A 25,569-nucleotide genomic window follows, 5' to 3' on the forward strand; every position below is an offset into this window, starting at 1 on the left:
TGTATTATTCAAATAATATGTCTTGACACAGATTACAAGCAATGCTATAAAGCAAGCATGCTTTAGTCGGGGTGCTTGTGGAAGAATTAACCGACATCCTGGTTGGGCTGGAACAACGAATCAACGCGTATAAGAGCCGGTTCCAGGACCTAGAGAAAAAACGTCGTCGACTTGACGACGAAATCGCGACCATCAAGAAATACCTCGAACTTGCTGAAACCCTCTACCGGGTCGAGGCCGACAAGGCCAAGCTGGCCAGCCTCTCGAACCAGATCATTCCTACAGATGACTCCAAAGGTATGCGGTCTGCGCCTGTTATGGACGTGACCGATCAATCTCGAGAAATTCTTCTTGGGCGGAGTAAATATGTCGGGAAGAGTGTTCCTCAAGCCGCCTATGAAATACTACGCGAGTCCAATCGGGCGATGCATGCGAAGGAACTTGTGCAACGTTTGATTGAAGGCGGGTTGCAGATCAAAGGGAAAACGCCGCTGACTTCTATCGCGACGTCGCTCAAGCGGGATAAACGCTTCAGAAAGGTCGGTCCCAACACGTTCGAAGCCGTGGATGACATGCTGATCCAGGCTGTATAGCACTGGTCATCGGGCCTAACTTGAAACTGCGAAGGGGGGTGAGACTCTTGGCAACAAAGAAGGCAGCGAAGAAGAAGAAGAAGTAATCCCCGCCATGATGTGATACGCCGGGGGTGAGGTCACTTACCCTCGGCGTACCATGTGTCTCATTGCTGAAGACGGAAGAGCGCCCTGCCCGTAAGACACAAGCTACCCTCAACAATATCGATCAATATTGTTATTTTAGGAAGCCTGGAGCGCAACGGCTGATTGGAGGCGGCGCACATGTGTGACTGGGTGCGCTTTTTCAACCGATGGTTCCGCGTTCAGAAGGACCCACTTTTCCGGTTGCTGAAGGATCTGCTGAACTAATCGAGTGTGGAGTGCGTGCCCTGACCGGTCTGCGACGATGTGGCCGATGAAGGATACTCCCAGGAGAGAGAAGTCGCCTATAAGATCGAGGATCTTGTGACGGACGAACTCATCGTCGAATCGGAGCCCGGACTCATTGACGATGCCGTCTCCCGATAGCACGACGGTGTTGTCCAATGTTCCGCCCTTGCCAAGGCCACGAGCCCACAAGGCTTGGACTTCGTGCAAAAACCCAAATGTTCTGGCCTCGGCGATTTCGTTCTCAAACGCGCTCACAGAGCAGTCATAGGTATAGGTCTGTGTCTTGATCAGAGGATGTTCATAATGGATCGAATAGGTGATTCGAGAAGTAGAGGACGGTTCAATCCGTACGCGCTTCGATCCCTCGGCCACCTCAATCGGCGCCATGATCTTAAGGAAAGGCTGTTTTCGATCTAGCGATACGACTCCGGCCGATTGTATCAATCGGACAAACGGCGCAGCGCTTCCATCCATGACCGGAATTTCGGTTGCCGTCACATCGATCAAGACATTGTCAATCTGCAATCCTGACAACGCCGCCAGTAAATGTTCAATGGTTTGAACCTGGAACCCATTCCCGCTGATGGCTGTGCATAATTCGGTTGGGACTCGGTGTTCAACGGATGCGGAAAGATAGACATCAACGTCTGCTTGTCGATTGACAAACACCACTCCGGTGTCAGGGGGAGCAGGTCGTAGCGTAATAGACGCGGATCGACCAGAGTGAAGCCCTACGCCGGAGCATGTGACCGTTGATGCCAAGGTTTGTTGATTCCGCACAAGTCCTCCATTTATAAGATTCGCGTTATCGCTCTGTAAGCAATTAGCGAGCCTATCTAAATAAATCGTAAAGTATTGTTTTATCTATAAAATATGACCATTTATCACAATTCATACTGTATCTAAAAAGACACAACTGTGTATTACAAAAACCTGACACGCGGACAGGTGGCTCCTGTGTGAAGAGAAAGGAAGCTGTCTGAGAAGTAAAAAATAACATGTGAGGCATACGGAGACAACCTAGAATGTCCACCCACTTTGCTGCCGACGCCGGTCCGAATCGTTATAGTGTTGCGGCTGCAAGGCTTGCCGCTTGAATGTGGGGACGACACATCCACTCATACCCATTCTGATCTCATCTCACGCCGCACTGTGGTTCGGCTGGTCGTGTCACGCAAGGAGCCATGATTCGCACACGGCCGCATGACACCAGTCACCTCGACAGCCCAATTACTTGGCGGCATATGGATTCCACACCATAGGGTTGTCGCTGAACGTGGGATTAGTCTCTATACGTTTCCGACTCGTAGCTGCGCCACCCCACAACATGCGTAGTGTCCGAGGCTGCATTGGTCTCACTAGTGGAACGTACCAAAATATGAAAATTGATGACAAACAATTAAAGTTAGATACTCTCTACAAAGCTACGTAAGCCAACTAATCTAATTGATAGCAATGATAATGCTATGAGCGCGCGCTCGGTGTGCATTGGTCCGGTCGAACAGAAGATGAGCGACTCGGTCAATAAGCGGGATTCTTCAAGCGAACGAATGCGTGGTATCACTCGCCTGGCTTCGCCCATGTGGTTGCTGGTCATTGTTGCCCTCGGCACTGGTTGCGCCATTACACCGATACCGTTGACCGCTGATGAGGTCCAGTCACGGGTGAAACAGGATCGGGCAGTTCTGACGAAGGATCAAGAACCTCTCGCTGGCCCGGTGGATCTCTATGAGGCGATGGCCCGGGCGCTGAAGTACAACCTCGACGCACGGACTGAGCTGATGCAGAAGATGTTGGCGCAGACGCAGCTTGATCTATCTCACTACGCCATGCTGCCCCGTCTTGCGGCGAACGCAGGGTTTGACGGGCGGAATAATTTCCCCGGCGGCGTCGCACAATCCTTGCTCACCAGCCGGCAGGTGCTCGAACCCTTTACATCAGCAGAACGAAACATTTTCTCAGCTGATCTGTCGCTGAGCTGGAATGTATTGGATTTCGGTTTGTCCTATATCCGGGCAAAGCAGGCGGCCGATGACGTCTTGATTGCCGAGGAAGAGCGGCGGCGTGTGGCCAATCGAATCATGCAGGATGTGCGCATCGCCTATTGGCGGGCGGTCAGCGCGGAACGGATCCTCCCATCTCTCAAACTGCTCGATGAATGGGTGAGAACCGCCCTTGAAAAAGCACAAGCCGTTCAAGATGAACGGCTGCATACGCCCCTGGTTCCCTTGCAGTACAGGCTCGATCTCCTCAATACGCAACGATACATTCAGCAGTTATTCAGGGAACTCAACACCGCCAAGCTTCAGCTGGCCGCACTGATGAACCTTCCTCCCGAGCAAGAGAAAGAACTGGCCCTCATCGTTCCTGAGCGAGAGGCCCTCACCGTGAAGCTCCCACCCGAGATGTCGGGGTTGGAAGACCGGGCTCTACAGTCGCGTCCGGAGCTGCGCATGATCGACTACCGTCGTCGAATCAACGCGCACGAGGCCAAAGCCGCCATCCTTGAGATGTTACCCAGCCTGAATCTCCAGGCCGGTGGAAACTACAATAGCAACACCTTTCTCTTCAACAATCATTGGGCTGCCTATGCCGCCCGCACCAGTTGGAATTTGCTGAGCCTCTTACGGTATCCAGCTCGGGCCAAGACCATTGCGGCGCAGGATAAAGTTCTCCATACGCAGGATCTTGCTTTGACGATGGCCATCATGTCGCAGGTACATGTCAGCGTGGCACAGGTCGCCTATGCGAAGAAGGAGGTCTCGACGGCCGCTCTGTATTATGACACGCAGTCTCAAATTGCCGAGCAAACGCGTCTAGCATGGCGCACGGCCAAGCTGAGCGAACAGGCGCTGTTGCGTGAGCGTGTGGCACAGGTGGCGGCACAGCTACGCTATGACGCCATGGAAGCTGAGCTCCAAACAGCGTGGGCTTCACTGTTGGCGTCCGTCGGAGAAGATGTTCTGCCCAACAACCTGACGACCGAGCAAGGGCTGTCCGATCTGGCCATCCAATTACGGGCTCGCTGGACGAAAAGCAAGGAGTTGTTCGAGTGATTCGTCGCGACTGGTGTGTCGTCGGCAACTTTTTGGTCGGGATCTCGCTGGTATGGTCCGGTGCACTGCCGGTGAATGCCACCACGCTCGATGCGAAGCCGCCAAGCAGTTCGGCGGAACTCAGCACCATACGCGGTGTCGTCAAGGCGACCGCGCAGGCTACTTTGGCCAGCCAGGTGCAAGGCCGAATCAGCAAGCTACCCTTTAAAGAAGGCCAACGGTTCAAGAAAGGGGCATTGTTGGTAGCGCTTGACTGTTCCAAATACGAAGCGGAACTGGCCAGCGCGCAGGCTGAGTATCGTGGGAAGCAGAAAACCTATGAGAATAATCTGCGCCTGTCCGCACATCAGGCCGTCGGACATCTTGAGCTCGACGTTTCCCAGGCCGAGACAGAGAAAGCACTCGCTGCCGTGAGGGCCGCGCAGGTCAATGTCAGCGGATGTACAGTGCTGGCGCCATTTCCCGGACGTGTAGTCAAGGCCATCGCCAATGAGCACGAAAACGTATTTCCCAACGATCAACTCATCAGTCTCTTGGATGACAGCCGGCTCGAGATAGAGCTGATCCTGCCTTCGCGGTCACTGACATGGCTGAAAGTCGGCCAGCCGTTTGAATATGCGGTGGATGAGACGGGATCCTGCTATTCGGCCGTCGTGGAAGACATCGGAGCAAACGTTGATCCTGCCAGCCAGACAGTCAAAGTAAAGGGACTATTTCGTACGAAACCGGACCGGGTCCTCTCCGGAATGAGCGGTATCGCGTCGTTCGCGGAAGGTCCGCATTGATCACGCCGTTATGGTGTCAGTAGAAGCCCCACTTCACAGCGCACTTCCAAAAAATACCTCGTGGTCTACGCTTCTTCAACTGGAAGGGATGGTGCGGGCCGCCAGAACCACGCAGGAACTGCAATTTCTCTTCGTCAATGAAACGCGTCGCCTGGTCTCCTACCGCCAGGCCGTTTTGCTGATATCTCCTACAACCGCTTCGCCGAAGTATGAGGTACGTGCCGCATCGAGCGTTCCGGTCGTCGATCGCACGATGCCCCTTATCCAATGGACCGAATGCTTGGTTGATGACCTGCGTAAGGCATCGACAAGCCAGGAGATCCGTCATATTGTCGAAATCGATTGTCCTGCCGAATTCAAATCTGACTGGAAGGAATTTACCGCCGGTCATGGCCTCTGGTGTCCCCTCAAGCATCCGGACGGACAGATCGTCGGAGGCTTGTGGCTCACGCGAGAGCAGCCGTGGCCGGATCACGAACGCACGGTTCTACAGCGTCTCAGTGAGACCTATGCCTACGCGTGGCGGGCCGTTGGTCTGTCTCAGAGCTCGCGTTGGCAATGGAGGCTCAGCCGGACAACGACTTGGCTGCTCACCGGAACGATGGTCGGGGCCATGATCATCCCCGTCCCCATGTCGACGTTGGCTCCCGCCAAGATCGTGGCCAAGGACCCGCTGATCGTGAGCGCTCCGATTGACGGAGTCATCTCGGACGTTGTCGTGTTACCCAATACACAGGTCGCGCAAGGTGACGTGTTGTTCAGGTATGAGGACACGACCTTCCGCAGTGAATATCAGATTGCGGAGCGCAATCTTGATGTCGCGATGGCGCAGTATCGCCGCGCGGCTCAGGGAGCGTTCGTGGCAGCCGAACAGAAGGCCGACGTGCCACTGTTGAAAGCCGAAGTCGAGCTGCGGGAAACGGAGCGAAACTATGCGTACGAACGATTGAACAAGGTCAATGTCAAGGCCGAAAGGGCCGGACTTGTCCTCTACACCGACAAATCCGATTGGACTGGGAAGCCGGTTGTCGTCGGTCAGCGCATTTCGGTCAGCGCATTATGGAACTGGCGAACCTTCGGCAGGTGGAAGTCAGGATTGACCTTCCGGTTGACGATGCCATTGTGCTGCGGGAAGGGGCATCGGTGTCGGTATATCTCCACGCCCATCCGTTATCCAGCGTGCCGGCCACGGTGAGCCATGCGAGCTACCATGCCGAAGTCTTGCCGAACAACGTATTGGCCTATCGCGTAACAGCGCAGCTCGTGCAAAGCGAAGCAGAATTACGGATTGGCTGGCAGGGAAGCGCCAAGATCTATGGAGAACGGGTCTCACTATTCACGTATTTGTTCCGTCGCCCGATCTCCACGTTGAGACCATGGATTGGGCAATGACCCCGACGGTACCGCAAAAGAGCACGGTGATCCTTCCGCCAATGCGAGAGGATCTGCAGCTTCTCGCCGGGGTTCCAGCGGACGATGGGTCGCCGACCTGGGTCCTCGTAGACCCCCTCCGCGGAAAATATTTCCAGATCGGGTGGCAAGCCTATCAGATACTCTCACGGTGGAACGGCAGATCGGCAGAGGCCGTGACGACGGCGATTCATGCCGAGACGACCTGCCGCGTGACTCTCAAACACATCGATGATCTGTTGAAGTTCTTGCATGGACACCATCTCATGCGTGACCCGCCGCAAGGGGGCTACCGAACCTATGGTTCTCAATCAGAAGCGGCAAGGCCGCAGTGGCTGATGTGGTTGGTGCACCACTATCTGTTTGTTCAAATCCCACTGGTTCGGCCGAATCGGTTTCTTCGGGCCACTCTCCCATATATCGAATGGCTCTTCGCGCCATCGACGGCCTGGATCATTGGGCTCCTCGGGCTTATCGGTCTCTATCTCGCATCCCGCCAGTGGAACACTTTTACGGCCACCATGCTGCATTTTTTCACGCCGCAGGGCTTGATGCTGTATGTCCTATGTCTGGTCATCGTCAAGATCTTGCATGAGCTCGGGCATGCCTATACCGCGACGCGCTACGGGTGTCGCGTATCCACGATGGGCATCGCCCTCGTGCTCATGGTGCCGATGCTGTATTCAGATACTTCGGAAGCGTGGAAGCTCACCGCTCGTCGTCAGCGTGCGGCCATCGGTGCTGCTGGGATCATCGTTGAATGCTCATTGGCGGCGGTCTCGATTTGCGCCTGGAACTTTCTGGATGATGGGGTGGAAAGAAGTGTGACATTTTTTATAGCAACGACGAGTTTGGCGCTGGGGGTGGGAATCAATCTCAATCCCTTCATACGCTTCGACGGGTACTACGTGCTCTCCGACTTGCTGGGTATCCCCAATTTACATGACCGTGCTTGTACCTTTGGACAATGGCAGCTCAGGCGGTTGGTATTTGGACTGGAAACGCCGATGCCTGAATCGGTCTCTGCTACGCGGCGTCGCTTTTTGGTTGGTTTCGCGTGGGCTACGTGGCTGTACCGCTTTCTCTTGTTTCTCGGAATTGCCTTCGTCGTCTATCACTTCTTCTTCAAATTGCTGGGACTTCTTTTGTTCGCATTTGAAATCGGCTGGTTCATTCTGCTGCCGATCCTGCGTGAGCTGAAAGCCTGGTGGACGCTACGCGGAGCAGTGCGTGACCCGGGGCGAGTGTGGATATCGGCCGGAGCCGCAGTCTTGCTGGCTATGGTGTTCATCATTCCCTGGTCGGATCGGATCAGCTTGCCGGCGGTGTTGGAATCAACGCCGCATGCCACAATCTATGCGTCGGTGCCGGGGAGAATTGTCGAATTGACCGTAGCGGAAGGGGGACATGTGCAAAAGGGCGATGGAATGATGACATTGGAATCACCGGCCTTGGAAAAGGATATTGCCTTGACCAAAAAACAGATCGAGGTCGAGCAACTGAGAGGTCGGCGAGAGTCCCATGATCAGGAAAAACTCGCAAGGCGTGACGTGACGTTGGAAGAACTGAAATCTCGGCTCACTCAGCTCGAGGGGCTGGTGCAACAGCAGCACAATCTGTCCCTCGCTACGCCGATCTCGGGAGTGGTGGCCGACCGAGCCGAGGCCTTACATGTGGGACGATGGATCAATAGGGAGCTGCCGCTCGCGTACATTGTTGATCCGGTTGGAGAAGAACTGCATGCGTTGGCCACCGAAACCGACGTGGGTTATCTCCGCGTGGGCCAGTCAGCACGATTTATTCCGGAAGGTGCGGAGCGGCCGAGTTTGAAGGCGCAAGTCATCGAGATTCGGGACATCGATGAAAGCAGCTACTCCGTTCCTTACCTCGCCTCTCTCTACGGCGGCGAAGTGCCGGTTCGAGAAGATGCCAATCACAAATTGAGGCCGGAGACCTCCATCTATCGCATCACGTTGCGCCTTACCGAGCCGCCGCCACGATGGAACCAAGCTGTGCGAGGGACTGTGCTGGTAGAGGGCCCACGTATCAGCTTAGTCCACCACGCCTGGGAAAAGGGGGTTCGGATTCTGATTCGAGAAAGCGGAGTTTAAATGCGGCACGGTAGATTAGTACCGCAGCCATCACACTTAAGTAATTAGCATTTGTTAGAAATATGAATTTGCTTCGTGGGGCAGCGCTCGCCTTGTAACATTCCTTGATACATCGCGAACTCAGGTCTTGCCAAACTGAATGCGAATACTAGGTAGGCGAAAGAAAACCGGAGTGAAATCAGTCTGCGGGAAGCGGCCAGCGTCCGTACCAGTGAGTCCGCCTCTCCCCACGTATGGCCCTTCCTGGATTGCGCTCGAACCACGGATTATGTTCGACGGAGCCGCAGTGGCTACAGCCGGCACGGTGATTGTCGATCAGGTCGCGCAGCGGCAGGCGGATACGGCTACCTCGCCCGATCACGCGACAACGACTGACCACACCCCCAATGCGGCGCCGACAGGCGAGTCGCCACGCACGGGTGGTGACCAAGCGTTATTCGACGCCTTGGCGGCTTACGACACGCCGATGGCTCGGCAGGAAATTGCGTTCCTTTCCCCCAGTGTTCGTGACTACCAACATCTTCTCAACGGCATCAGTTCCAACGTCGAAGTGGTCGTGCTTGACCCCACGCGTGATGGGGTGACGCAAATCGCTGAGACATTCGCCACGCGCACAAGCGTCGATGCGGTTCATTTGATTGCAGAAGGGACGGAAGCGGAACTCCATCTTGGCGCCAGCATGATCACCCAGGAGTCGCTCAGCACGACCTACGCGCAGCAGTTCCGTCAGATCGGTCAAAGTCTCACTCAGCGTGCCGATATCCTGGTCTACGGCTGTAACTTCGGGCGAGGGAAGGCAGGCCAGCTCGCGATTTCGACCCTGGCATCCCTCACGGGTGCCGATGTCGCGGCCAGTACAGATCTGACCGGGGCGGCGGGCCTAGGCGGGGACTGGACGTTGGAAGTCAATACCGGTGTTATCGAGAGCGACATCGCCGTCACTGCACAAGGACAGACGGTCTATGGTGAGGTCCTCGATATCACGACCGGACTATTGGGGCATTGGACCTTCGACTCGAACGCAAATGATTCAAGCGGCAACAACTACAACGGCACGTTGACGAACGGCGCATTCGTCGATGGCACGGATGCCACAGACATCGTCGGTATCGCCAAGCTTTCCCTAGACATCTCGAACGACTATGTCGATCTATCGGCTCACAAGGGAAGTTTCGAATTTCTCAGTCAGGGCACCGTGGCGATGTGGATCAAAACCACCGGCACGAGCGCTGACCTTTTCGATATCGGCAAGACGACCGTTAACTCTAGCGTTGCCAGCCTGTGGATCACCGGGTCCGGCAAGCTCAGCTTTGAAGTGTGGGAAAACAACTCCGCCATCCTGCGAGTCAATTCGGTAGCCTCGGTCAACGACGGACAATGGCACCATGTCGCAGCGACGGTGAACACGAGCGGCAACAAACTCTACATCGACGGTGTCCAAGCCTCCGTGACTTATAGTCAGGGAAACTCATCAACCACGGCGTTTTACGACGATGTGACCGGGATCAATAACATGCAGATCGGCCGCTTCTCCCATTCGGCAGGTAATGGGCTCTACTACACCGGCTTGATCGACGATATCCGTGTCTACAATCGTGCCCTTTCCAGCGGAGATATGGGGGAGCTGTATGCCACCGGCAACGATGCGCCGACGATCACCAACCTGGCGGGAGACACTCTGGCATACAGCGAGGGCGATGGGGCGGTGGTGCTCGAACAGGGAGGCAACGCGGCGGTGACCGATGTGGATTCCGCCGACTTCAACACCGGGACCCTCACTGTGTCCTTCATGGCCGGCAGCGACAGCACCGAAGACGTGCTCAGCGTCCGCCATCAAGGCACGGGACCTGGGCAGATCGGGGTCAGCGGAGCGACCGTGACGTACGGCGGGACGACTATCGGAACGGTGGCTGGGGGCAGTGGCGGTGCGAACCTGGTCATTACGCTCAACAGCAGTGCGACGCCCACGGCCGTCACCGCTCTTGCGAAGAATATCACCTATGAGAACACGGATACCGCGGCGCCGACGACGGGGGCGCGCACGGTGCGCTATGTACTCACCGATGGGGACGGTGGCACTAGTGCCAACTACGATATCACCGTCACGGTCAGTGGGGTGAACGATGCCCCCATGGTCACGAGCAATGGCGGCGGGGCAGCCGCCTCGATCAACGTCGCCGAGAACAATACGGCCGTCACGACCGTCGCTGCCACCGATGTCGATGCGGGGCAGACGTTGAGCTACAGTCTGGCGGGTGGTGCGGATCAAGCGTTGTTCACCATCGATACCACCACCGGCGCCCTGAGTTTCAACACCGCACCCAACTTCGAGGTGCCGACGGATAGTGGTGGAAACAATGTGTGCAACGTCACCGTGCAGGTGAACGACGGCAATGGCGGCATCGATACTCAGGCCCTCGCCATCACCGTCACCAATCTGAATGAAGCCCCCATCATCACCAGCAACGGCGGGGGAGCTTCGGCCAGTGCGAACATCACGGAAAACACCACTGCTGTGACCACCGTGACCGCAACCGAGACCGACTTTGGGCAGACCTTGACCTACAGCCTCAGCGGCGGGGCCGACCAGGCCTTCTTCACGATCGACAGCAACACCGGAGTGTTGACCTTCATCTCTCCCCCAGACTTTGAAACGCCGGCGGACAGCGGCGGGAACAACGTCTATGACGTCACCGTGCAGGTGACAGACGGGGACGGCGGCACCGATACCCAAGATCTTGCCGTGACTGTCACCAACGTGAACGCGGCACCCGTAATTACCAGTAATGGTGGGGGCGCGTCCGGCAACACAGATGTCGAAGAACATACCACCATCGTGACCACCGTGACGGCCACCGATGTCGATGGCGGGCAGATTCTCACCTACCGTCTCAACGGCGGAGCCGATCAGGCCTTCTTCACGATCGACAGTAGCACCGGAGTCTTGAGCTTCATTTCCGCTCCCGATTTTGAAGTGCCGACCGACAGCGGTGGGAACAACGTCTACGACGTCACGGTGCAGGTGGACGACGGTAATGGGGGCATCGATACCCAAGCCCTCGCCGTCACCGTCACTGATGTCAACGTCGCCCCCGTCATCACGAGTAACGGCGGCGGGGCTTCGGCCTCGATCAACGTGGCCGAGAACAATACGGCCGTCACGACCGCCGCCGCCACCGATGTCGATGCGGGGCAGATTCTCACCTACAGTCTCAGCGGGGGTGCGGATCAAGCGTTGTTCACCATCGATACCACCACCGGCGTCCTGAGCTTTCTCGCCGCCCCGAACTTTGAAGTGCCGACCGACAGCGGGGCGGATAACGTCTACGATGTTGCGGTGCAGGTGGACGACGGCGAAGGGGGCATCGATATGCAAACCCTCGCCGTCATGGTAACGAACGTCAACGAGGCCCCCGTCATTACCGGTAACGGCGGCGGGGCTTCGGCCTCGATCAACGTCGCTGAGAACAATACGGCCGTCACTAGCGTGATTGCCACGGATGTCGATGATGGCCAGACGTTGACCTATAGCCTCAGCGGCGGGGCCGATACGGCCGAGTTCACCATCGATAGCGACACTGGGGCGCTAAGCTTTGTCACGGCCCCCAACTTCGAGGGGCCGACCGACAGCGGCGGCAACAACGTGTACGACGTGACGGTGCTGGTGAGCGATGGCAACGGAGGCACGGATACCCAGGCCCTCGCCGTCATGGTAACGAACGTCAACGAGGCCCCCGTCATTACCGGTAACGGCGGCGGGGCCTCGGCCTCGATCAACGTCGCTGAGAACAATACGGCCGTCACCAGCGTGACCACCACAGATGTCGATGCGGGGCAGACTCTCACCTACAGTCTCGGCGGGGGTGCCGATCAGACTCTCTTTGCGATTGATAGCAACAGCGGGGTGCTCACCTTCCTCACTGAGCCGGACTATGAAATCTCGGCCGATACTGGCGGCAACAACGTCTATGACGTGACGGTTCAAGTGAGCGACGGCAACGGCGGAATCGACACGCAAACCCTGGCTGTGACAGTGACGAATGTGAACGAACTCCCGGTGGTCACGAGTAACGGCGGCGGGACCTCGGCCTCGATCAACGTGGCCGAGAACGGTACGGACGTCACCAGCGTGACCGCCACGGATGTCGATGATGGGCAGACGCTCACCTACAGCATTAACGGCGGCGCTGATCAGGGTCTCTTTACGATTGATGTCAATACCGGCGTGCTGAGTTTCAACACCGCCCCCAACTTCGAGGTGCCGACGGATAGTGGTGGAAACAACGTCTACAACGTCACTGTGCAGGTGAGCGACGGCAACGGCGGCACGGATACCCAGAGCCTCGCCGTCACGGTCACCGACGTGAACGAAGCGCCCGTGATCACGAGTAACGGCGGCGGGGCCTCCGGTATCACCAACATGGCAGAGAATAGTACAGCCGTGACCATGGTGACGGCCACCGATGTCGATGCCGGGCAGACGTTGACCTATAGTCTTAGCGGCGGGGCCGATGCGGCCGAGTTCACTATCGACAGTAGCACCGGCGCGTTGAGTTTTCTCACCGCGCCCAACTTCGAGGCGCCGACGGACAGTGGGGGAGATAATACGTACGATGTGACGGTCCAGGTAGATGATAGCAACGGGGGCACGGATACCCAGACCCTGGCCATTGTCGTCACAAACGCCAATGATGCGCCGGTGGTGGCAGCCAACACTGGCTTCATGGTGGCTCAAGGCGGGACAGCTTCAATCACTCTAGGTGAGCTACAGGTGACCGATGTTGATAATACCCCTGTGCAGCTGACCTATACAGTGACCGTCGGACCAGTGAACGGTCAACTTCAGCTCTCCACCGCTCTCGGTATACCCATCACCGGTTTCACTCAAGCACAGATCAATGCCGGTGAGGTTGTCTATGTTCATAACGGCTCACTGACTACCGGCGACGCCTTTACGTTTACAGTCAGTGATGGAGCTGGGGGGAATATAGCGGCCACTACGTTTGGAATTACGGTGACCGGTGTGAATAACACTCCGACGCTGGCTGTGAATGGTGGCTCTACGGTCGTTCAAGGATTGCCCGATGTGATTACAGCGGGTGAGCTGCAAGTGATCGACCTCAACAATACTCCGGCCCAGTTGATTTATACCGTCACAACTGTTCCCAGTAATGGTCAACTCGAACTGACGACCAACCCCGGCGTGGTGATCACGACCTTCACGCAAGCCGATATTGATGCTGGCCACGTGGTGTTTGTCCATAGTGGCGCCGTCGCCGCGAGCGACAGCTTTACGTTCACAGTCAGCGATGGATCCGGAGGGACGATTGGAACGACGAGGTTTGCGTTTACAGTGGCACCGTTTATCCCACCGCCGGGTGATGGTGGGGGTAGCAGTGGCGCTGCAGGAGGCTCCGGAGGCACTGGAGGTACCGGTTTAGGGTCTGGCTCACGCTCAGGATCCGACACAGGGTCCACTCCTGGTCGTAGCAATGGAATCATTCCCCCTCAGCTGGAGCTGACTTCAGTGCCAATGGGGACGGCTGGACTGAGCAAAGAGGTCTCCGTCGTGGGTGCGACCCACGACTTGCCGCCGAGGACAGTGATGGCGACTCGATTGGTGGCCAGGATCGAACCTCCGGGTATTGCGGCCCAGGAACTGCCGAAGTTGTCGATGGAACAGCCGTCGCCGCCGATAAAGAAAGTCTTGGTCGTCGGGCACAAGCTTGTCGAGCAGTTGACCAGGTTAGCCGATGATCTGGAACGCGGAGTGCAAGAACGAGAGTCGCAGACTCACCTCATGGGGCGGGTGGCGTCATTCTCAGGGGTGGCCTTATCTGCGGGATTCGTCGCCTGGATTCTCCGTGGTGGGTCGTTGATCGCGAGTTTCCTGGTTTCGATGCCGGCCTGGAGGCGTTTTGACCCTCTGCCTGTGTTGTGGCTGGGAGAAAGCGATCGCCGAAAACGCGATCGCACGGCGCGCGAGGCAGATGAACATGAGAAGCGGCAATTCCGCGGCCTGGATCGCGTGTTGAAATCTTCGAATCACGGACCAAATAGACAGAATCGACGTCCATGAACAGAACTCAGTCATGAAAATCAAACCTTTGGTCTGGATCAGTTTTGGTCTGGTCAGTTTGACGATCAGCCTTATGCTGGCCGGCTATTCGCTTGTTGATTTGGTGCCTAGCCACGATCGTCAAGTATTCGAGTATCGGCGAGATTTGGTCGAGTCGCTCGCAGTTCAATACTCGGCCTTGGCTGAACGCGATCAGGTCGAAACGATTCATTTTGCGATGAAGACGCTCGCCACGCGGAATCAAAACATTCTGTCGTTGGCTCTCCTTCAAAAGACCGGCGTGGTTGTTGCGCAGGTCGGCGATCATGAGCAGGTCTGGGTTCAACCACCCGGTGACCAGTCGACGCTCCAATTTCTCCAAGTCCCGATCTTTTCCGCGGACCAGCCATGGGGAGTGCTCCAGATTGCGTTTCGCGAGTCTGAGACCTCCGGAATCAGACGCTTTCTGACCGATCCATGGGTACAGTTCCTGGCGTTCGTGAGTGTCATGGGATTCATTGGGTACCTCTTGTTCATGAAACGCACACTCCGGCAACTGGATCCCTCCGGCATCGTTCCGACACGCGTGAAAGCCGCGCTCGATGCGCTGACACAAGGCGTGGTCATGATCGACACTCAGGACCTCATCGTCTTGGCGAATGACTCATTCGGTCGCGCCGTCAATAGATCTGTGACGTCGTTGATCGGACACGATCTCGGGGCTCTCGAATGGACATCAACCGTTTCATCGGATTCGCTGGCCGTTCATCCGTGGACTCGAGCCATTATGGATAGAGAGTCCGTGGATAGGACTACTCTGCTCCTAAGCCTTCCTGAGGGCAAGCCGCGAAAATTTCTGGTTAACACCGTACCGATTATGGACGACGAATCGATGGTCAGAGGCGCGTTGGTCTCCTTCCATGATGTGACCGAGCTTGATCGGGCTAATACCCAACTCAAGGAAGCCAACAGCGAATTGGAATCGTCACGCCGTGAGATCCTCAGCAAGAACCAGGAACTCGAAGCGATGAACAGCAATCTTCACGTGGAAATGAATGAACGAAGAAAGGCGGAAGCAGAAAAAGAGAAACTATACAGGCAACTTATGCAGGCCTCGCGGCAAGCTGGGATGGCCGATGTGGCGTCAAATGTCTTGCATAATGTTGGGAACGTGCTCAACAGCATCAACGTATCGACGGATACCTTGCTGAAAACTCTCAAGAGGCCGATGGCGGGTGATGTCTGCCGGATTGCGTCACTGTTCCATGAGCATCAGAACAACTTACAAGAATTCTTGACGGCTGATTCAATGGGGAAGCAGATCCCTACCTATCTCGATTTGGTGGCCGAATCGCTGAGTGAAAGCCATCAGACACTCCAAAGCGAGCTCGACTCCCTCGTGAACAAGTTCGACCACATCAAACACGTGATTATGTCGCAGCAGGAGATCGCCCGTGCGGGGAATATCCGCGAGCCCGCGTCAGCTGAAAACTTGATGGAACAGGCCTTGTTGCTGGCGATCCCCGAGCCGGAAAAGTATCACATCCACGTCGCGCGGGAATACAGCCCGGTCTCCACGATCTTGACGGATCGCCATCAGGTCCTGCAGGTGTTGGTGAATTTGATCACCAATGCCAAGAACTCGATGGTTGAACACTCGGGGCTCCCCCGGCATTTGACGCTACGAATTGGAGTGTATTCCGATCGCAAACCGTTCGTTCGCTTCACGGTTACTGACACTGGTGGTGGAATCAAAGCGGAGCATATCCCGAAACTCTTCGCCCAAGGGTTTACGACGCGAACGGCCGGCCATGGACTGGGGCTACATAGCGCCGCCATTGTGGCCAAGAATCTTGGCGGAACGCTGCAAGCGGAAAGCGCGGGTGAAGGGTGTGGGGCTACTTTCACGCTTGATCTTCCGTTAGTCCTCGCAGAGGCCGCCGCATGACAGCCGATCATGCCACCGACAATCGGCGAATTCTTGTCATAGACGATAACGTCAACATCCACGAGGACTTCCGAAGAATGTTGGCGCTTCCGAACGATTCGGACTTATTCAGTCAGACTCGGACCGCCGTGTTCGGAGAGGTTCCGATTCTTCCACCGCCGGTACCGTATGACCTGGACTTCGCGAGTCAGGGACAAGAGGGCTTCAACCTTGTCCAGGCTGCTCTTCGGAGAGGAAAGCCCTATGCGGTGGCGTTCGTCGATATGCGTATGCCGCCGGGATGGGATGGCCTCGAAACAATTAAACATCTGTGGTCGGCCGATCCTGACATCCACATCGTGATGTGTACGGCCTACTCCGACCATTCATGGGAAGACGTAAGCCGCGGTATCGGCGAGACCGACAAGCTGCTCATTTTGATGAAGCCATTCAGCAGCATGGAGGTCGTTCAACTGGCCAAGGCGCTGACGACAAAATGGAACCTGGCACGCGCGGTCACATTGCAGATCGAGATTCTTGCCCTCAGCGTGACGCAGCGTACAGCGGAATTGCAGAAAGCAAATGAGCGTCTGCACGAACGTGTCCCCGGCCAGGCGGTAGAGAATGTCACGAGTCAGGCTCAAGGCGACGTTACGGACGCGTTTCGGCACAAGGAAGAGTTCTTGGCGATTATGAGTCACGAAATCTCCGTGCCTATGAGCGAGCTCATCAGTAAAGTCGCTCTGCTGGTCGATAGCCCTCTCAATCCAGAGCAGCGGGAACAGATGGCGACGATACAGAAGTGCGCACAAGATGTGCGGACGCTTCTCGGAGACATGCATGAGTTCATGGCGGGTCGGAGACTAGAAACTCAGGTGGAACATCGTCAATGACGATGATGGTCCGCTCCTCAGATAGATCTGGCTGAGCGATCATGGCTGCCGAAAATACAAACCTTCGAATCTTGGTTGGCCCTCGTATGCATAGCGTGCCGAAAGAGGCAGCCGCATGCGATGGCGTTGGTGGATCGGAAAAGGTCGTCTAGATTGCGGTCGGGCAGAACGATGAAGGAAGTCTAACCGGTGTCGACGGATCTTCTCAATCGCCGAATTTTAGTCGTAGACGATAATTCGTCGATTCATCATGACTTTAGAAAAATTCTTCAACCCGAGACGGGACAGAAAGCGCTGGAGCAGGCTCGTGCGGCACTTTTTGGGCAGCCTATTTCTGTCCAGTCTGCCGAAGTGTTCGAGATCGATTGCGCAGACCAAGGACAGACGGCACTTTCCTTATTAGAGGCGGCGAGCAATGATGGGCGTCCGTATGCCGTGGCGTTTGTGGATATGCGGATGCCTCCCGGGTGGGATGGGTTGGAAACCATCGAGCGTCTTTGGGAAGCTGATGCGCGGCTGCAGATAGTCATTTGCACGGCATATTCAGATCAACCTTGGGACGAAATCAGCGAGAAAATAGGCAGAACTGACAAGTTATTGATCCTTCAGAAGCCGTTTATCGGCATTGAAGTCATGCAACTCGCCGCTGCGCTCTGCCGGAAGTGGGATTTGGGGAGTAGAGCTGCATGGCGACTGAATGAATTGAGCCATCTCGTCGATGAACGCACGGCTGAGCTCCAACGTGCCAACCACCAGCTCATACAGATCAATGGCACGCTGAGGAGAACCGTGGCGGATCTTGAAGCGGCGCAGGCGGAGATTCTACGACAAAACGGTGAGCTGGAACGCCTCGCATCCCGAGATCCACTCACCGGCTGTCTGAACCGCCGCGCGTTCTACGCGCTGTTCGAAACGGTGTTTGCAGACAGTAGAAAACACGGGACCGAACTCTGTTGTTTGATGGTCGATATCGATCATTTCAAGCGGGTGAATGATCAACTCGGACACGCAGTCGGGGATCAAGCCATCCAAGCGGTCGCGTACAGTCTATCCGCGGGATTGCGATTGACGGATATCGTAGGGCGCTATGGAGGCGAAGAATTTTGCCTGATGTTTCCACGTACGACGCTCGCCGAAGCTTCGGACCTGGCGGAGCGACTGCGAATTCGAATTGAAACAGAGGCCGGCGGCCGAGTCCGCATGGCGGCCGGCATGGTTCTTACGGTGAGTATCGGAGTCTCGACGACATCCCTTGGAGCGCGAACTCCGTTGGAGCTGATCGATCAAGCAGACAAGGCTCTCTATGCCGCCAAGCAAGGTACGCGGAATTGTGTGATGGCGCTCGATCTGTTGGTTCCATGGTTGAAACCTTCCGAGCAACTCGAACTTCAAGTCAGGCGGATCACTCCACACTCAAGTTCACCGAATGCCCGATAGGCAAGGCCGGTCAGTTAGGATGACTGAATCCGGGAGCGTGATGGCACACCGTTGTTTTCCATCATGTGCACGACGCACCTCAGACTCCTGTGCGTTTTCTTGAATTCAAGACGTGTATAATGCTGGTGGATGACACGCCTGGTTAGTCATTTTCGGTCTTCCGTCGGCAGCAAAGTCGTGATGGCCCTGACCGGACTGGGGCTCATCGTCTATGTCATCTTCCACATGTTGGGGAATCTGCAGGTATTCGAAGGACCCCATGCGCTCAATAGTTACGCGGCGTTTCTGCACGAGATGCCGATCCTCTTGTGGACAGCCCGAATAGGGTTGCTGAGTATCGCGGTTGTCCACATCGTGCTGGCCATCCAGCTGACCTTGCGAAACCGCCGCGCCCGCCCGACCGCATACGCGATCCGTGATTATCGCCAAGCTTCATTGGCTTCAAGGACGATGGCGGTCTCCGGGGTTGTCCTGTTGCTCTTCATCGTGTTCCATCTGCTGCATTTGACGGCGGGCGTCGTCGATCCATCATTTTCCGATCGTGTCGATGCGGAGGGCTATCGCGATGTCTATGCCAGGTTGATCCATGCCTTTCGAAATCCACTCATCGTAGGACTCTACGTAGCAGGTCAGTTGGGGCTGGGCTTGCATGTGAGCCATGCCGTCTCCAGCAGCTTACAGTCCCTCGGATTGGAACATGCGGCGTTCAATCGTCTGTTCAAGTCCGCTGGTCCTGCGGTCGCGCTGTTGGTGGTGCTTGGCAATGTCGCCATCATTCTGGCTGTCTTCCTGGGGATTGTGCGCGCATGACGATGCTCAATGCAAAAATTCCCTCCGGGCCACTGGAAACGAAATGGGACCGGCGACGGTTCAGCGAAAAGCTGATCAGCCCCAACAACAAGCGGAAGCTCACGGTCATTGTCGTCGGCAGCGGCCTCGCCGGAGCCAGCGCGGCGTCAACGTTGGGCCAGCTTGGCTACCAGGTGGAGTGCTTTTGTTTTCAGGATAGCCCGCGCCGTGCGCACAGCATTGCGGCGCAGGGGGGCATCAACGCGGCGAAGAATTACCAGGACGACGGAGACAGTGTGGGCCGGTTATTTTATGACACCATCAAAGGCGGAGATTTTCGATCGCGTGAGGCGAACGTCTATCGGCTTGCTCAGGTCAGCACCCAAATCATCGATCAATGTGTGGCGCTCGGCATTCCGTTTGCCAGGGAATACGGGGGGCAGTTGGCAAACCGGTCATTCGGAGGCGTTCAAGTCTCCCGTACGTTCTATTGTCGGGGGCAGACCGGACAACAGCTTCTCTTAGGCGCCTATTCGGCGCTCTGTTGGCAGATTGAGCGCGGACAAGTCACCATGCGCCCGCGTACCGAGATGCTTGATCTTATTGTGGTCGACGGTCAGGCTCGGGGTATTGTGGTGCGGGATCTGGTCACTGGACGGTTGAGTGTCCATACGGCCCATGCCGTGGTGCTTGCCACGGGTGGCTACAGCAACGTGTACTACCTTTCGACCAATGCCAGCGGCAGCAACGTGACAGCCACGTACCGGGCATGGAAGCAGGGGGCGGCGTTCGCAAATCCTTGCTTTACGCAGATCCATCCAACGGCGATCCCGCCGGGAGACGCGTACCAGGCCAAGTTGACCCTGATGTCCGAATCGCTCCGCAACGACGGGCGACTGTGGGTGCCGAAGATGTCGGCGGATCACCGGTGTCCGGGCGACATTTCTGCTGCAGAACGTGACTACTTTCTGGAACGCCGGTATCCACGTTTCGGCAATCTCGCGCCACGAGACATCGCATCCCGCGCCGTGAAGGACGTATGCGATGAGGGTCGTGGTGTCGGGCCCAGTGGTCATGGTGTGTACCTGGATTTCGCCGATGTGATTGAACAGGAAGGGCTGGATGTGGTTCGCGAGCGCTACGGCAACTTATTCGACATGTATCATCGAATCACGGGTGAAGACGCCTATCACGCGCCGATGCGGATTTATCCGGCGCCGCACTATACGATGGGAGGTCTCTGGGTCGATTACAATCTTATGAGTACCGTTCCGGGGCTTTTCGTCATCGGCGAAGCGAACTTTGCGGACCACGGCGCCAACCGGCTTGGAGCCAGTTCGTTGATGCAAGGGCTCGCCGACGGCTATTTCATTCTTCCGTATACGATCGGCCATTACTTGGCGACGGCGAAGCTTTCCCTGATCCGAGAGGACCACAAGGAAGCTCGCGCGGCGCTTCAGCGCGTGACGAATCGGATCGATCGCCTGCTGAATGCGAAGGGGCGTCGAACGGCCGCCTCCTTCCATCGTGATGTCGGCACGCTGTTATGGAATCATTGTGGGATGTCTCGCAATGAGGCAGGACTCAAGCTGGCGCTAGCATCGGTCCCGGCGCTACGGGAAGAATTTTGGCGAGATGTGATGGTCCCTGGCTCTGGGGAAGCGTTTAACCAAGAATTGGAATATGCGGGGCGGGTGGCCGACTATCTCGAATTCGCCGAACTGCTCTGTCACGATGCGTTGCATCGGGAGGAGTCGTGCGGGGCTCATTTCCGCGAGGAGTATCAGACGGACGACGGTGAACCGAAGCGCGATGACAGCCGTTTCGCGCACGTGGCTGCCTGGGAGTATCGACAGGGGGCGTTGCCTATCTTGCACAAGGAACCCCTTGCCTTCGAGTTCGTACAACCGACAATGAGAAGCTATCAGTGATCGGCAACATGACATTCACGTTGAACATTTGGCGCCAGAAGGGTCCGGAGGACAGCGGCCGGTTTGTGACGTATGAGGCGCGCGACGTGAGCTCCGGCATGTCGTTCCTGGAAATGCTCGATAGTGTTAATCAAAGGTTGATCGCTGATGGCGAAGAGCCGGTTGCATTCGAACAGGATTGCCGCGAAGGCATTTGCGGAAGTTGTTCGTTGGTGATCAACGGCGTTCCGCATGGCCCGGACCGTGGCATTACCACCTGTCAGCTATACATGCGGCGGTTTCCTGATGGGGCCGTCATCACGATCGAACCTTGGCGGGCGCGGTCCTTCCCCATCATTAAGGACCTGGTGGTCGATCGCCGCGCGCTGGATCGGATCATGCAGGCAGGCGGCTATATCTCTGTCAACACCGGTGGAGCGGTGGATGGGAACGTCCTGTTGATCGGGAAGGATCAAGCCGAAACTGCGATGGATGCTGCCTCGTGTATCGGTTGCGGGGCCTGTGTGGCGGCGTGCAAGAATGCCTCGGCCATGCTGTTCGTGGCGGCGAAGGTGTCGCACTTGGCGAGTTTGCCGCAAGGGAAGCCCGAGCGAACACACCGCGTGAGAGCGATGCTCGAAGCCATGGATCGGGAAGGATTTGGTTCTTGCGGCAACCAGTATGAGTGCGAAGCCGTCTGTCCCAAAAGCATCGGTGTCCGATTCATCGCCAACCTCAATCGTGAATACCTCCGTGCCGGCGTCGTCGAATCCGGTCTTCTCAGTGAGCCGGAAGCCCCCCACGCAGAGTCCGATTAGGAAAACCACCAACAGTCTCTCCTGATTCCGCTTTTTGACCCTCGCGGGAGACGATCAGTCGCCGATAGCCTAATGGCCAAAAGGGTGAGTGGAAGCCGGTTTGCGCCAGATAGCAATCAACTTGACTGTGGGGGAAAGGCCTTTATATTGCAATCAGAGACGAGTCTATGTGTGGAACCGACGGAGATGCCGCCGCATGAGTCGTCAAGTGATCTGCCCACAATGTCGAAAAGACGGTGCCGCTCCCGCACGGCCGCAATCACTGCGTGAATTCGTCGTGGCGCTGGTTTGGATGGCTCCGTTTCACTGTCGGCATTGTGACCATCGGTTTCTCGCTCGTCGCAGAGGCACGGAAGGATCGTCACAGCTTATAGATCGCCGGGAACATCTCCGCATTCCCGTGCGTCTGTGTCTGTCGTTTTCCGGTGGAAAAATACGCGGCGATGGCACTGTGATGGACCTCTCACTCGGGGGTTGCATCATCAAGAGTGAGACGGAGGTGCATATCGACGACATCTTTTACCTGGAAATCGTCCTTGCCGAAGACGAGGTCCCGGTCGAGGTGGCGGCCATGGTGCGCTCCGTCAGTGCGCGTGGCATTGCGTTCAAATTCCTTCGCAAGGCTCAAGAGAACAAACGGCTCCTCAATTTTATCCAGTCACATTCGGGTTCCACATCCTCCGTGCTCTCCAAGGCCGTTGAGTCAACGGTCTCGACGTAATCCCTTTCGTTCGCCCTACGTCGGCGTTTCCCAGGCAGACGGCAAGGGATAGTCCGTTATCAGACGATCATGTTCGGCGATATCGAACGGCTCGATCGTCAGATCTTGCCGATCCATAGGCTCTGTACAGGCTGAAGAGCAGAGCACATCGATCAACGCTTGTGCCTTGTTTGTTGTGGAAAACCGGCAGAGGCCATGTTCGGGCATGCCTGATGACGGATGCCAGAAGGCCAGGTCGATCGCGCTGCCTTGATAGATGCCAAGGGTCCGGTGTCTCACTTGGAACCCGCCGGCTTCATCGTTCCTTCTCGGCATAGAACCTCTTGACCGACACGACTAAATGATTATCCCCATGGTAGCATGAAGGTGAAATCGGAGAACACTGCATCAGTATGGCCCAAGGAGGGGATGATGGGGCGCACCTTGTGGAAAGAGACGGCGATCGTCATGGTGATGATCGGTGCATTGTCGGTATCCGGTTGTGGCTACAACGATCTCCAAGGTTTGGATGAAGATACCAAGGCTGCGTGGAGTGAAGTGATTAATCAGTATCAGCGCCGTGCCGACCTCATTCCCAATCTTGTTGCGACGGTCAAAGGGTACGCGGCTCATGAAAAGGAAACGCTTGAAGGAGTCGTCAATGCCCGGGCCAAGGCGACGGGGGTGCAAGTGACGCCCGAGGTGCTGAAAGACCCGGCTGCATTTGAAGCATTTCAAAAGGCCCAAGCCGGTCTGACATCAGCGCTCGGCCGGCTCATCGCCATTGCCGAAAATTATCCGAACCTCAAGGCCGATCAAAATTTCAGGGATCTCCAGAATCAGTTGGAAGGGACGGAGAATCGCATCACGGTGGCACGCAAGCGGTATATCGATCGTGTCGCGGAGTACAACAAGATGGTCCGGTATTTCCCGACCAACCTGACGGCCAAGTTTCTGCTGCACCTGGAAGAGCGGCCTAATTTTACGGTCGCCGATGAGAACGCCGTGGCCAAGCCGCCCGACGTGAAGTTTTGAATCGAGGGAGAAACCGAGGAGAGGGTTGAAAGTACCCGGAATGAGCCGCCTCGCGTTCTGCTGTTATCTGGCCGCTGCCTCCTTCTTTTTAACACTGCCTGCCTTCGCGCTCGATGTTCCTCCATTGACGGGGCGAGTTGTCGATCTCGCTCACGTCTTACCCACCTCCACGGTTGAGTCGCTCACCGCTCAACTTGCGACGCATGAAGCACAATCGAGCAACCAGGTCGCGGTGCTCGTCATTCCCTCCCTCGAAGGGGAACCCCTCGAAGAATTCTCCCATCGCGTGGCGACCACGTGGAAACTTGGTCAGAAAGGCACCGACAACGGCGTCTTGTTGGTGGTGGCGATAGGAGAACGAAAAGTTCGAATTGAAGTCGGGTACGGCTTAGAGGGCACCTTGACCGACATTCGATCGGCGCAAATCATCAGACAGGAGATCGTTCCTCGGTTTCGCGCCGGTGATTTCCCGGGAGGAGTGACCGGCGGGATCAACGCCATTCTGAAGACAATCGAGGGGACCTATCAGGCACCCGAGAAAGCCGTCCCTCGACAGGAGAACGATGCCCTCACGCAGGTCGCGATTGCCGTCATTGTCGGATTATTCGTAGGGCTCGTGCTCATGAATGCGCACCGATTCATCGGGCCGGTTGCGGGGGCGGGGATCTCTCTGCTTTTGGCGCCCTGGTTGGTACCGGCGCTCATGGCAAGCGGTGTGACCCTGCTTCTGCTGTTCGTCATCGGTGCCTCCGGTGTTGCGGGAAGATCAATGCGACCCCGAGGGATAGATGATTGGGTCTGGTACAGTAGCCGCGGCGGCGGGTGGGGCGGAGGCTCGTTCGGCGGCGGAGGCGGTGGCTTCAGCGGTGGCGGCGGGAGTTTCGGAGGAGGAGGTGCCAGTGGAAACTGGTAATGGGCTTCGACTGACAGCCGAAGAACAGGAGCGGGTCAGGCTGGCGGTGCATACGGCGGAGCAACACACGAATGCCGAGATCGTTCCAATGATCGTAGGCCGGTCTGGGCTCTATCGCGATGCGCAATATCGGGCCGGACTGGTCCTCGCGCTGTCGGCCCTGACGATTCTGCTGACCACCGAACTGCTCTGGCTTCCCTGGGGTTGGCATGCCTCCAATGCGGCTTGGCTCGTGCTGGTCATAATCGTCGCTTATTGTGCGGGAGTATGGCTCGGCACTCTCGTGCCTATCATTCGCCTGCTGACGTCAAGCGAGAGGATGCGGCATAAAGTAAGGCTCAGAGCCGAGCGTGCGTTCGCGCAACATGCTGTGTCTCAGACGCGTGAGCGCACTGGCGTACTGATCATGGTGTCTCTCTTGGAGCATCAGATCTACGTGCTGCCGGATCAACCATTATTTCAACGAGTTTCAATAGAACGATGGTCGCAGATCGCACAAGCCGCTGTCGGCCGATTGAAAACGGGCGATGTTGTCGGCGGGTTATGCCTGAGCATCGAGACGTGCGGCCTCCTTCTTGCTGAGGTAAGCCCTAGCCACCGAGACGACAATCCCAATGAATTACCGAATGAATTGGTCCAGGAGCCGTGAGGAATCTTCCGTCCTCCCTTGGGCGCTCAACAAATAACCGTAACCAACCGATAGAGGAGAGACTCGGCGTGACCGTTCGGCTGGGTATGGACCATGACCCAATAAGGATGGAT

The 25,569-nt window shown here is 56.6% G+C and carries 19 protein-coding genes; 17 read left to right on the forward strand and 2 right to left on the reverse strand.

The window, feature by feature from the left end; all coding sequences use genetic code 11:
- The first annotated feature begins 77 nt into the window (after positions 1-77).
- Positions 78-593 carry a hypothetical protein gene (locus tag H8K03_13945; GenBank protein UVT18909.1) on the forward strand — a complete coding sequence of 172 codons (516 nt, stop codon included), beginning with the start codon at positions 78-80 and terminating at the stop codon, positions 591-593.
- A 222-nt stretch (positions 594-815) separates the two neighbouring features.
- On the opposite strand, the gene H8K03_13950 is transcribed toward H8K03_13945, so the two are convergent.
- Positions 816-1,745 carry a UDP-3-O-acyl-N-acetylglucosamine deacetylase gene (locus H8K03_13950; protein UVT18910.1) on the reverse strand — a complete coding sequence of 310 codons (930 nt, stop codon included), beginning with the start codon at positions 1,743-1,745 and terminating at the stop codon, positions 816-818.
- 686 nt (positions 1,746-2,431) lie between these two features.
- Here H8K03_13950 and H8K03_13955 point away from each other — a divergent pair.
- The 13 genes from H8K03_13955 (at position 2,432) to H8K03_14015 (ending at position 22,880) form a co-directional block, all read left to right on the forward strand.
- A complete protein-coding gene (locus H8K03_13955) occupies positions 2,432-4,021 on the forward strand; it encodes a TolC family protein (protein UVT18911.1) in 1,590 nt (529 codons plus the stop codon).
- Positions 4,018-4,806, forward strand: coding sequence for an efflux RND transporter periplasmic adaptor subunit (locus H8K03_13960; GenBank protein UVT18912.1), 789 nt, complete (start codon positions 4,018-4,020; stop codon positions 4,804-4,806). The genes H8K03_13955 and H8K03_13960 overlap by 4 nt, the downstream gene beginning before the upstream one ends.
- A gap of 10 nt (positions 4,807-4,816) precedes the next feature.
- Positions 4,817-6,001 carry a hypothetical protein gene (locus H8K03_13965; GenBank protein ID UVT18913.1) on the forward strand — a complete coding sequence of 395 codons (1,185 nt, stop codon included), beginning with the start codon at positions 4,817-4,819 and terminating at the stop codon, positions 5,999-6,001.
- Positions 5,890-6,198, forward strand: coding sequence for a hypothetical protein (locus H8K03_13970; GenBank protein UVT18914.1), 309 nt, complete (start codon positions 5,890-5,892; stop codon positions 6,196-6,198). The genes H8K03_13965 and H8K03_13970 overlap by 112 nt, the downstream gene beginning before the upstream one ends.
- Positions 6,195-8,327 (forward strand): HlyD family efflux transporter periplasmic adaptor subunit, encoded by a 2,133-nt coding sequence (locus H8K03_13975; protein ID UVT18915.1) that lies wholly within the window; start codon positions 6,195-6,197, stop codon positions 8,325-8,327. The genes H8K03_13970 and H8K03_13975 overlap by 4 nt, the downstream gene beginning before the upstream one ends.
- A 172-nt stretch (positions 8,328-8,499) precedes the next feature.
- Complete coding sequence (locus tag H8K03_13980; protein ID UVT18916.1) at positions 8,500-14,406, forward strand: cadherin domain-containing protein; 5,907 nt, start codon at positions 8,500-8,502, stop codon at positions 14,404-14,406.
- A gap of 13 nt (positions 14,407-14,419) precedes the next feature.
- Entirely contained in the window at positions 14,420-16,333 is a 1,914-nt protein-coding gene (locus H8K03_13985; GenBank protein UVT18917.1) for a PAS domain-containing protein, read from the forward strand.
- Positions 16,330-17,205: a hypothetical protein gene (locus tag H8K03_13990; protein ID UVT18918.1), complete on the forward strand. Its 876-nt coding sequence runs from the start codon at positions 16,330-16,332 to the stop codon at positions 17,203-17,205. The genes H8K03_13985 and H8K03_13990 overlap by 4 nt, the downstream gene beginning before the upstream one ends.
- Before the next feature lie 189 nt (positions 17,206-17,394).
- Complete coding sequence (locus H8K03_13995) at positions 17,395-18,642, forward strand: diguanylate cyclase (protein UVT18919.1); 1,248 nt, start codon at positions 17,395-17,397, stop codon at positions 18,640-18,642.
- Between the two features lie 129 nt (positions 18,643-18,771).
- Positions 18,772-19,452 carry a succinate dehydrogenase cytochrome b subunit gene (locus tag H8K03_14000; GenBank protein ID UVT18920.1) on the forward strand — a complete coding sequence of 227 codons (681 nt, stop codon included), beginning with the start codon at positions 18,772-18,774 and terminating at the stop codon, positions 19,450-19,452.
- Complete coding sequence (locus tag H8K03_14005; GenBank protein UVT18921.1) at positions 19,449-21,362, forward strand: fumarate reductase/succinate dehydrogenase flavoprotein subunit; 1,914 nt, start codon at positions 19,449-19,451, stop codon at positions 21,360-21,362. Before H8K03_14000 ends, H8K03_14005 begins: the two co-directional genes overlap by 4 nt.
- An 8-nt stretch (positions 21,363-21,370) precedes the next feature.
- Positions 21,371-22,159 (forward strand): succinate dehydrogenase/fumarate reductase iron-sulfur subunit, encoded by a 789-nt coding sequence (locus tag H8K03_14010; protein UVT18922.1) that lies wholly within the window; start codon positions 21,371-21,373, stop codon positions 22,157-22,159.
- A gap of 196 nt (positions 22,160-22,355) precedes the next feature.
- Entirely contained in the window at positions 22,356-22,880 is a 525-nt protein-coding gene (locus H8K03_14015) for a PilZ domain-containing protein (GenBank protein UVT18923.1), read from the forward strand.
- A 15-nt stretch (positions 22,881-22,895) separates the two neighbouring features.
- Here H8K03_14015 and H8K03_14020 read toward each other — a convergent pair whose 3' ends face one another.
- Positions 22,896-23,195 (reverse strand): hypothetical protein, encoded by a 300-nt coding sequence (locus H8K03_14020; protein UVT18924.1) that lies wholly within the window; start codon positions 23,193-23,195, stop codon positions 22,896-22,898.
- A gap of 96 nt (positions 23,196-23,291) precedes the next feature.
- Between H8K03_14020 and H8K03_14025 the strand changes: the two genes are divergently transcribed.
- The 3 genes from H8K03_14025 to H8K03_14035 are packed head-to-tail and all read left to right on the forward strand — an operon-like array spanning position 23,292 to position 25,456.
- Positions 23,292-23,894, forward strand: a complete 603-nt coding sequence (locus H8K03_14025; GenBank protein ID UVT22486.1) for a LemA family protein — start codon at positions 23,292-23,294, stop codon at positions 23,892-23,894.
- A 40-nt stretch (positions 23,895-23,934) separates the two neighbouring features.
- Positions 23,935-24,807 (forward strand): TPM domain-containing protein, encoded by an 873-nt coding sequence (locus tag H8K03_14030; protein ID UVT18925.1) that lies wholly within the window; start codon positions 23,935-23,937, stop codon positions 24,805-24,807.
- Complete coding sequence (locus H8K03_14035; GenBank protein ID UVT18926.1) at positions 24,794-25,456, forward strand: hypothetical protein; 663 nt, start codon at positions 24,794-24,796, stop codon at positions 25,454-25,456. Before H8K03_14030 ends, H8K03_14035 begins: the two co-directional genes overlap by 14 nt.
- Positions 25,457-25,569: the final 113 nt, after the last annotated feature.

Source organism: Nitrospira sp. (assembly GCA_024760545.1).
Classification (GTDB): Bacteria; Nitrospirota; Nitrospiria; order Nitrospirales; family Nitrospiraceae; genus Nitrospira_D.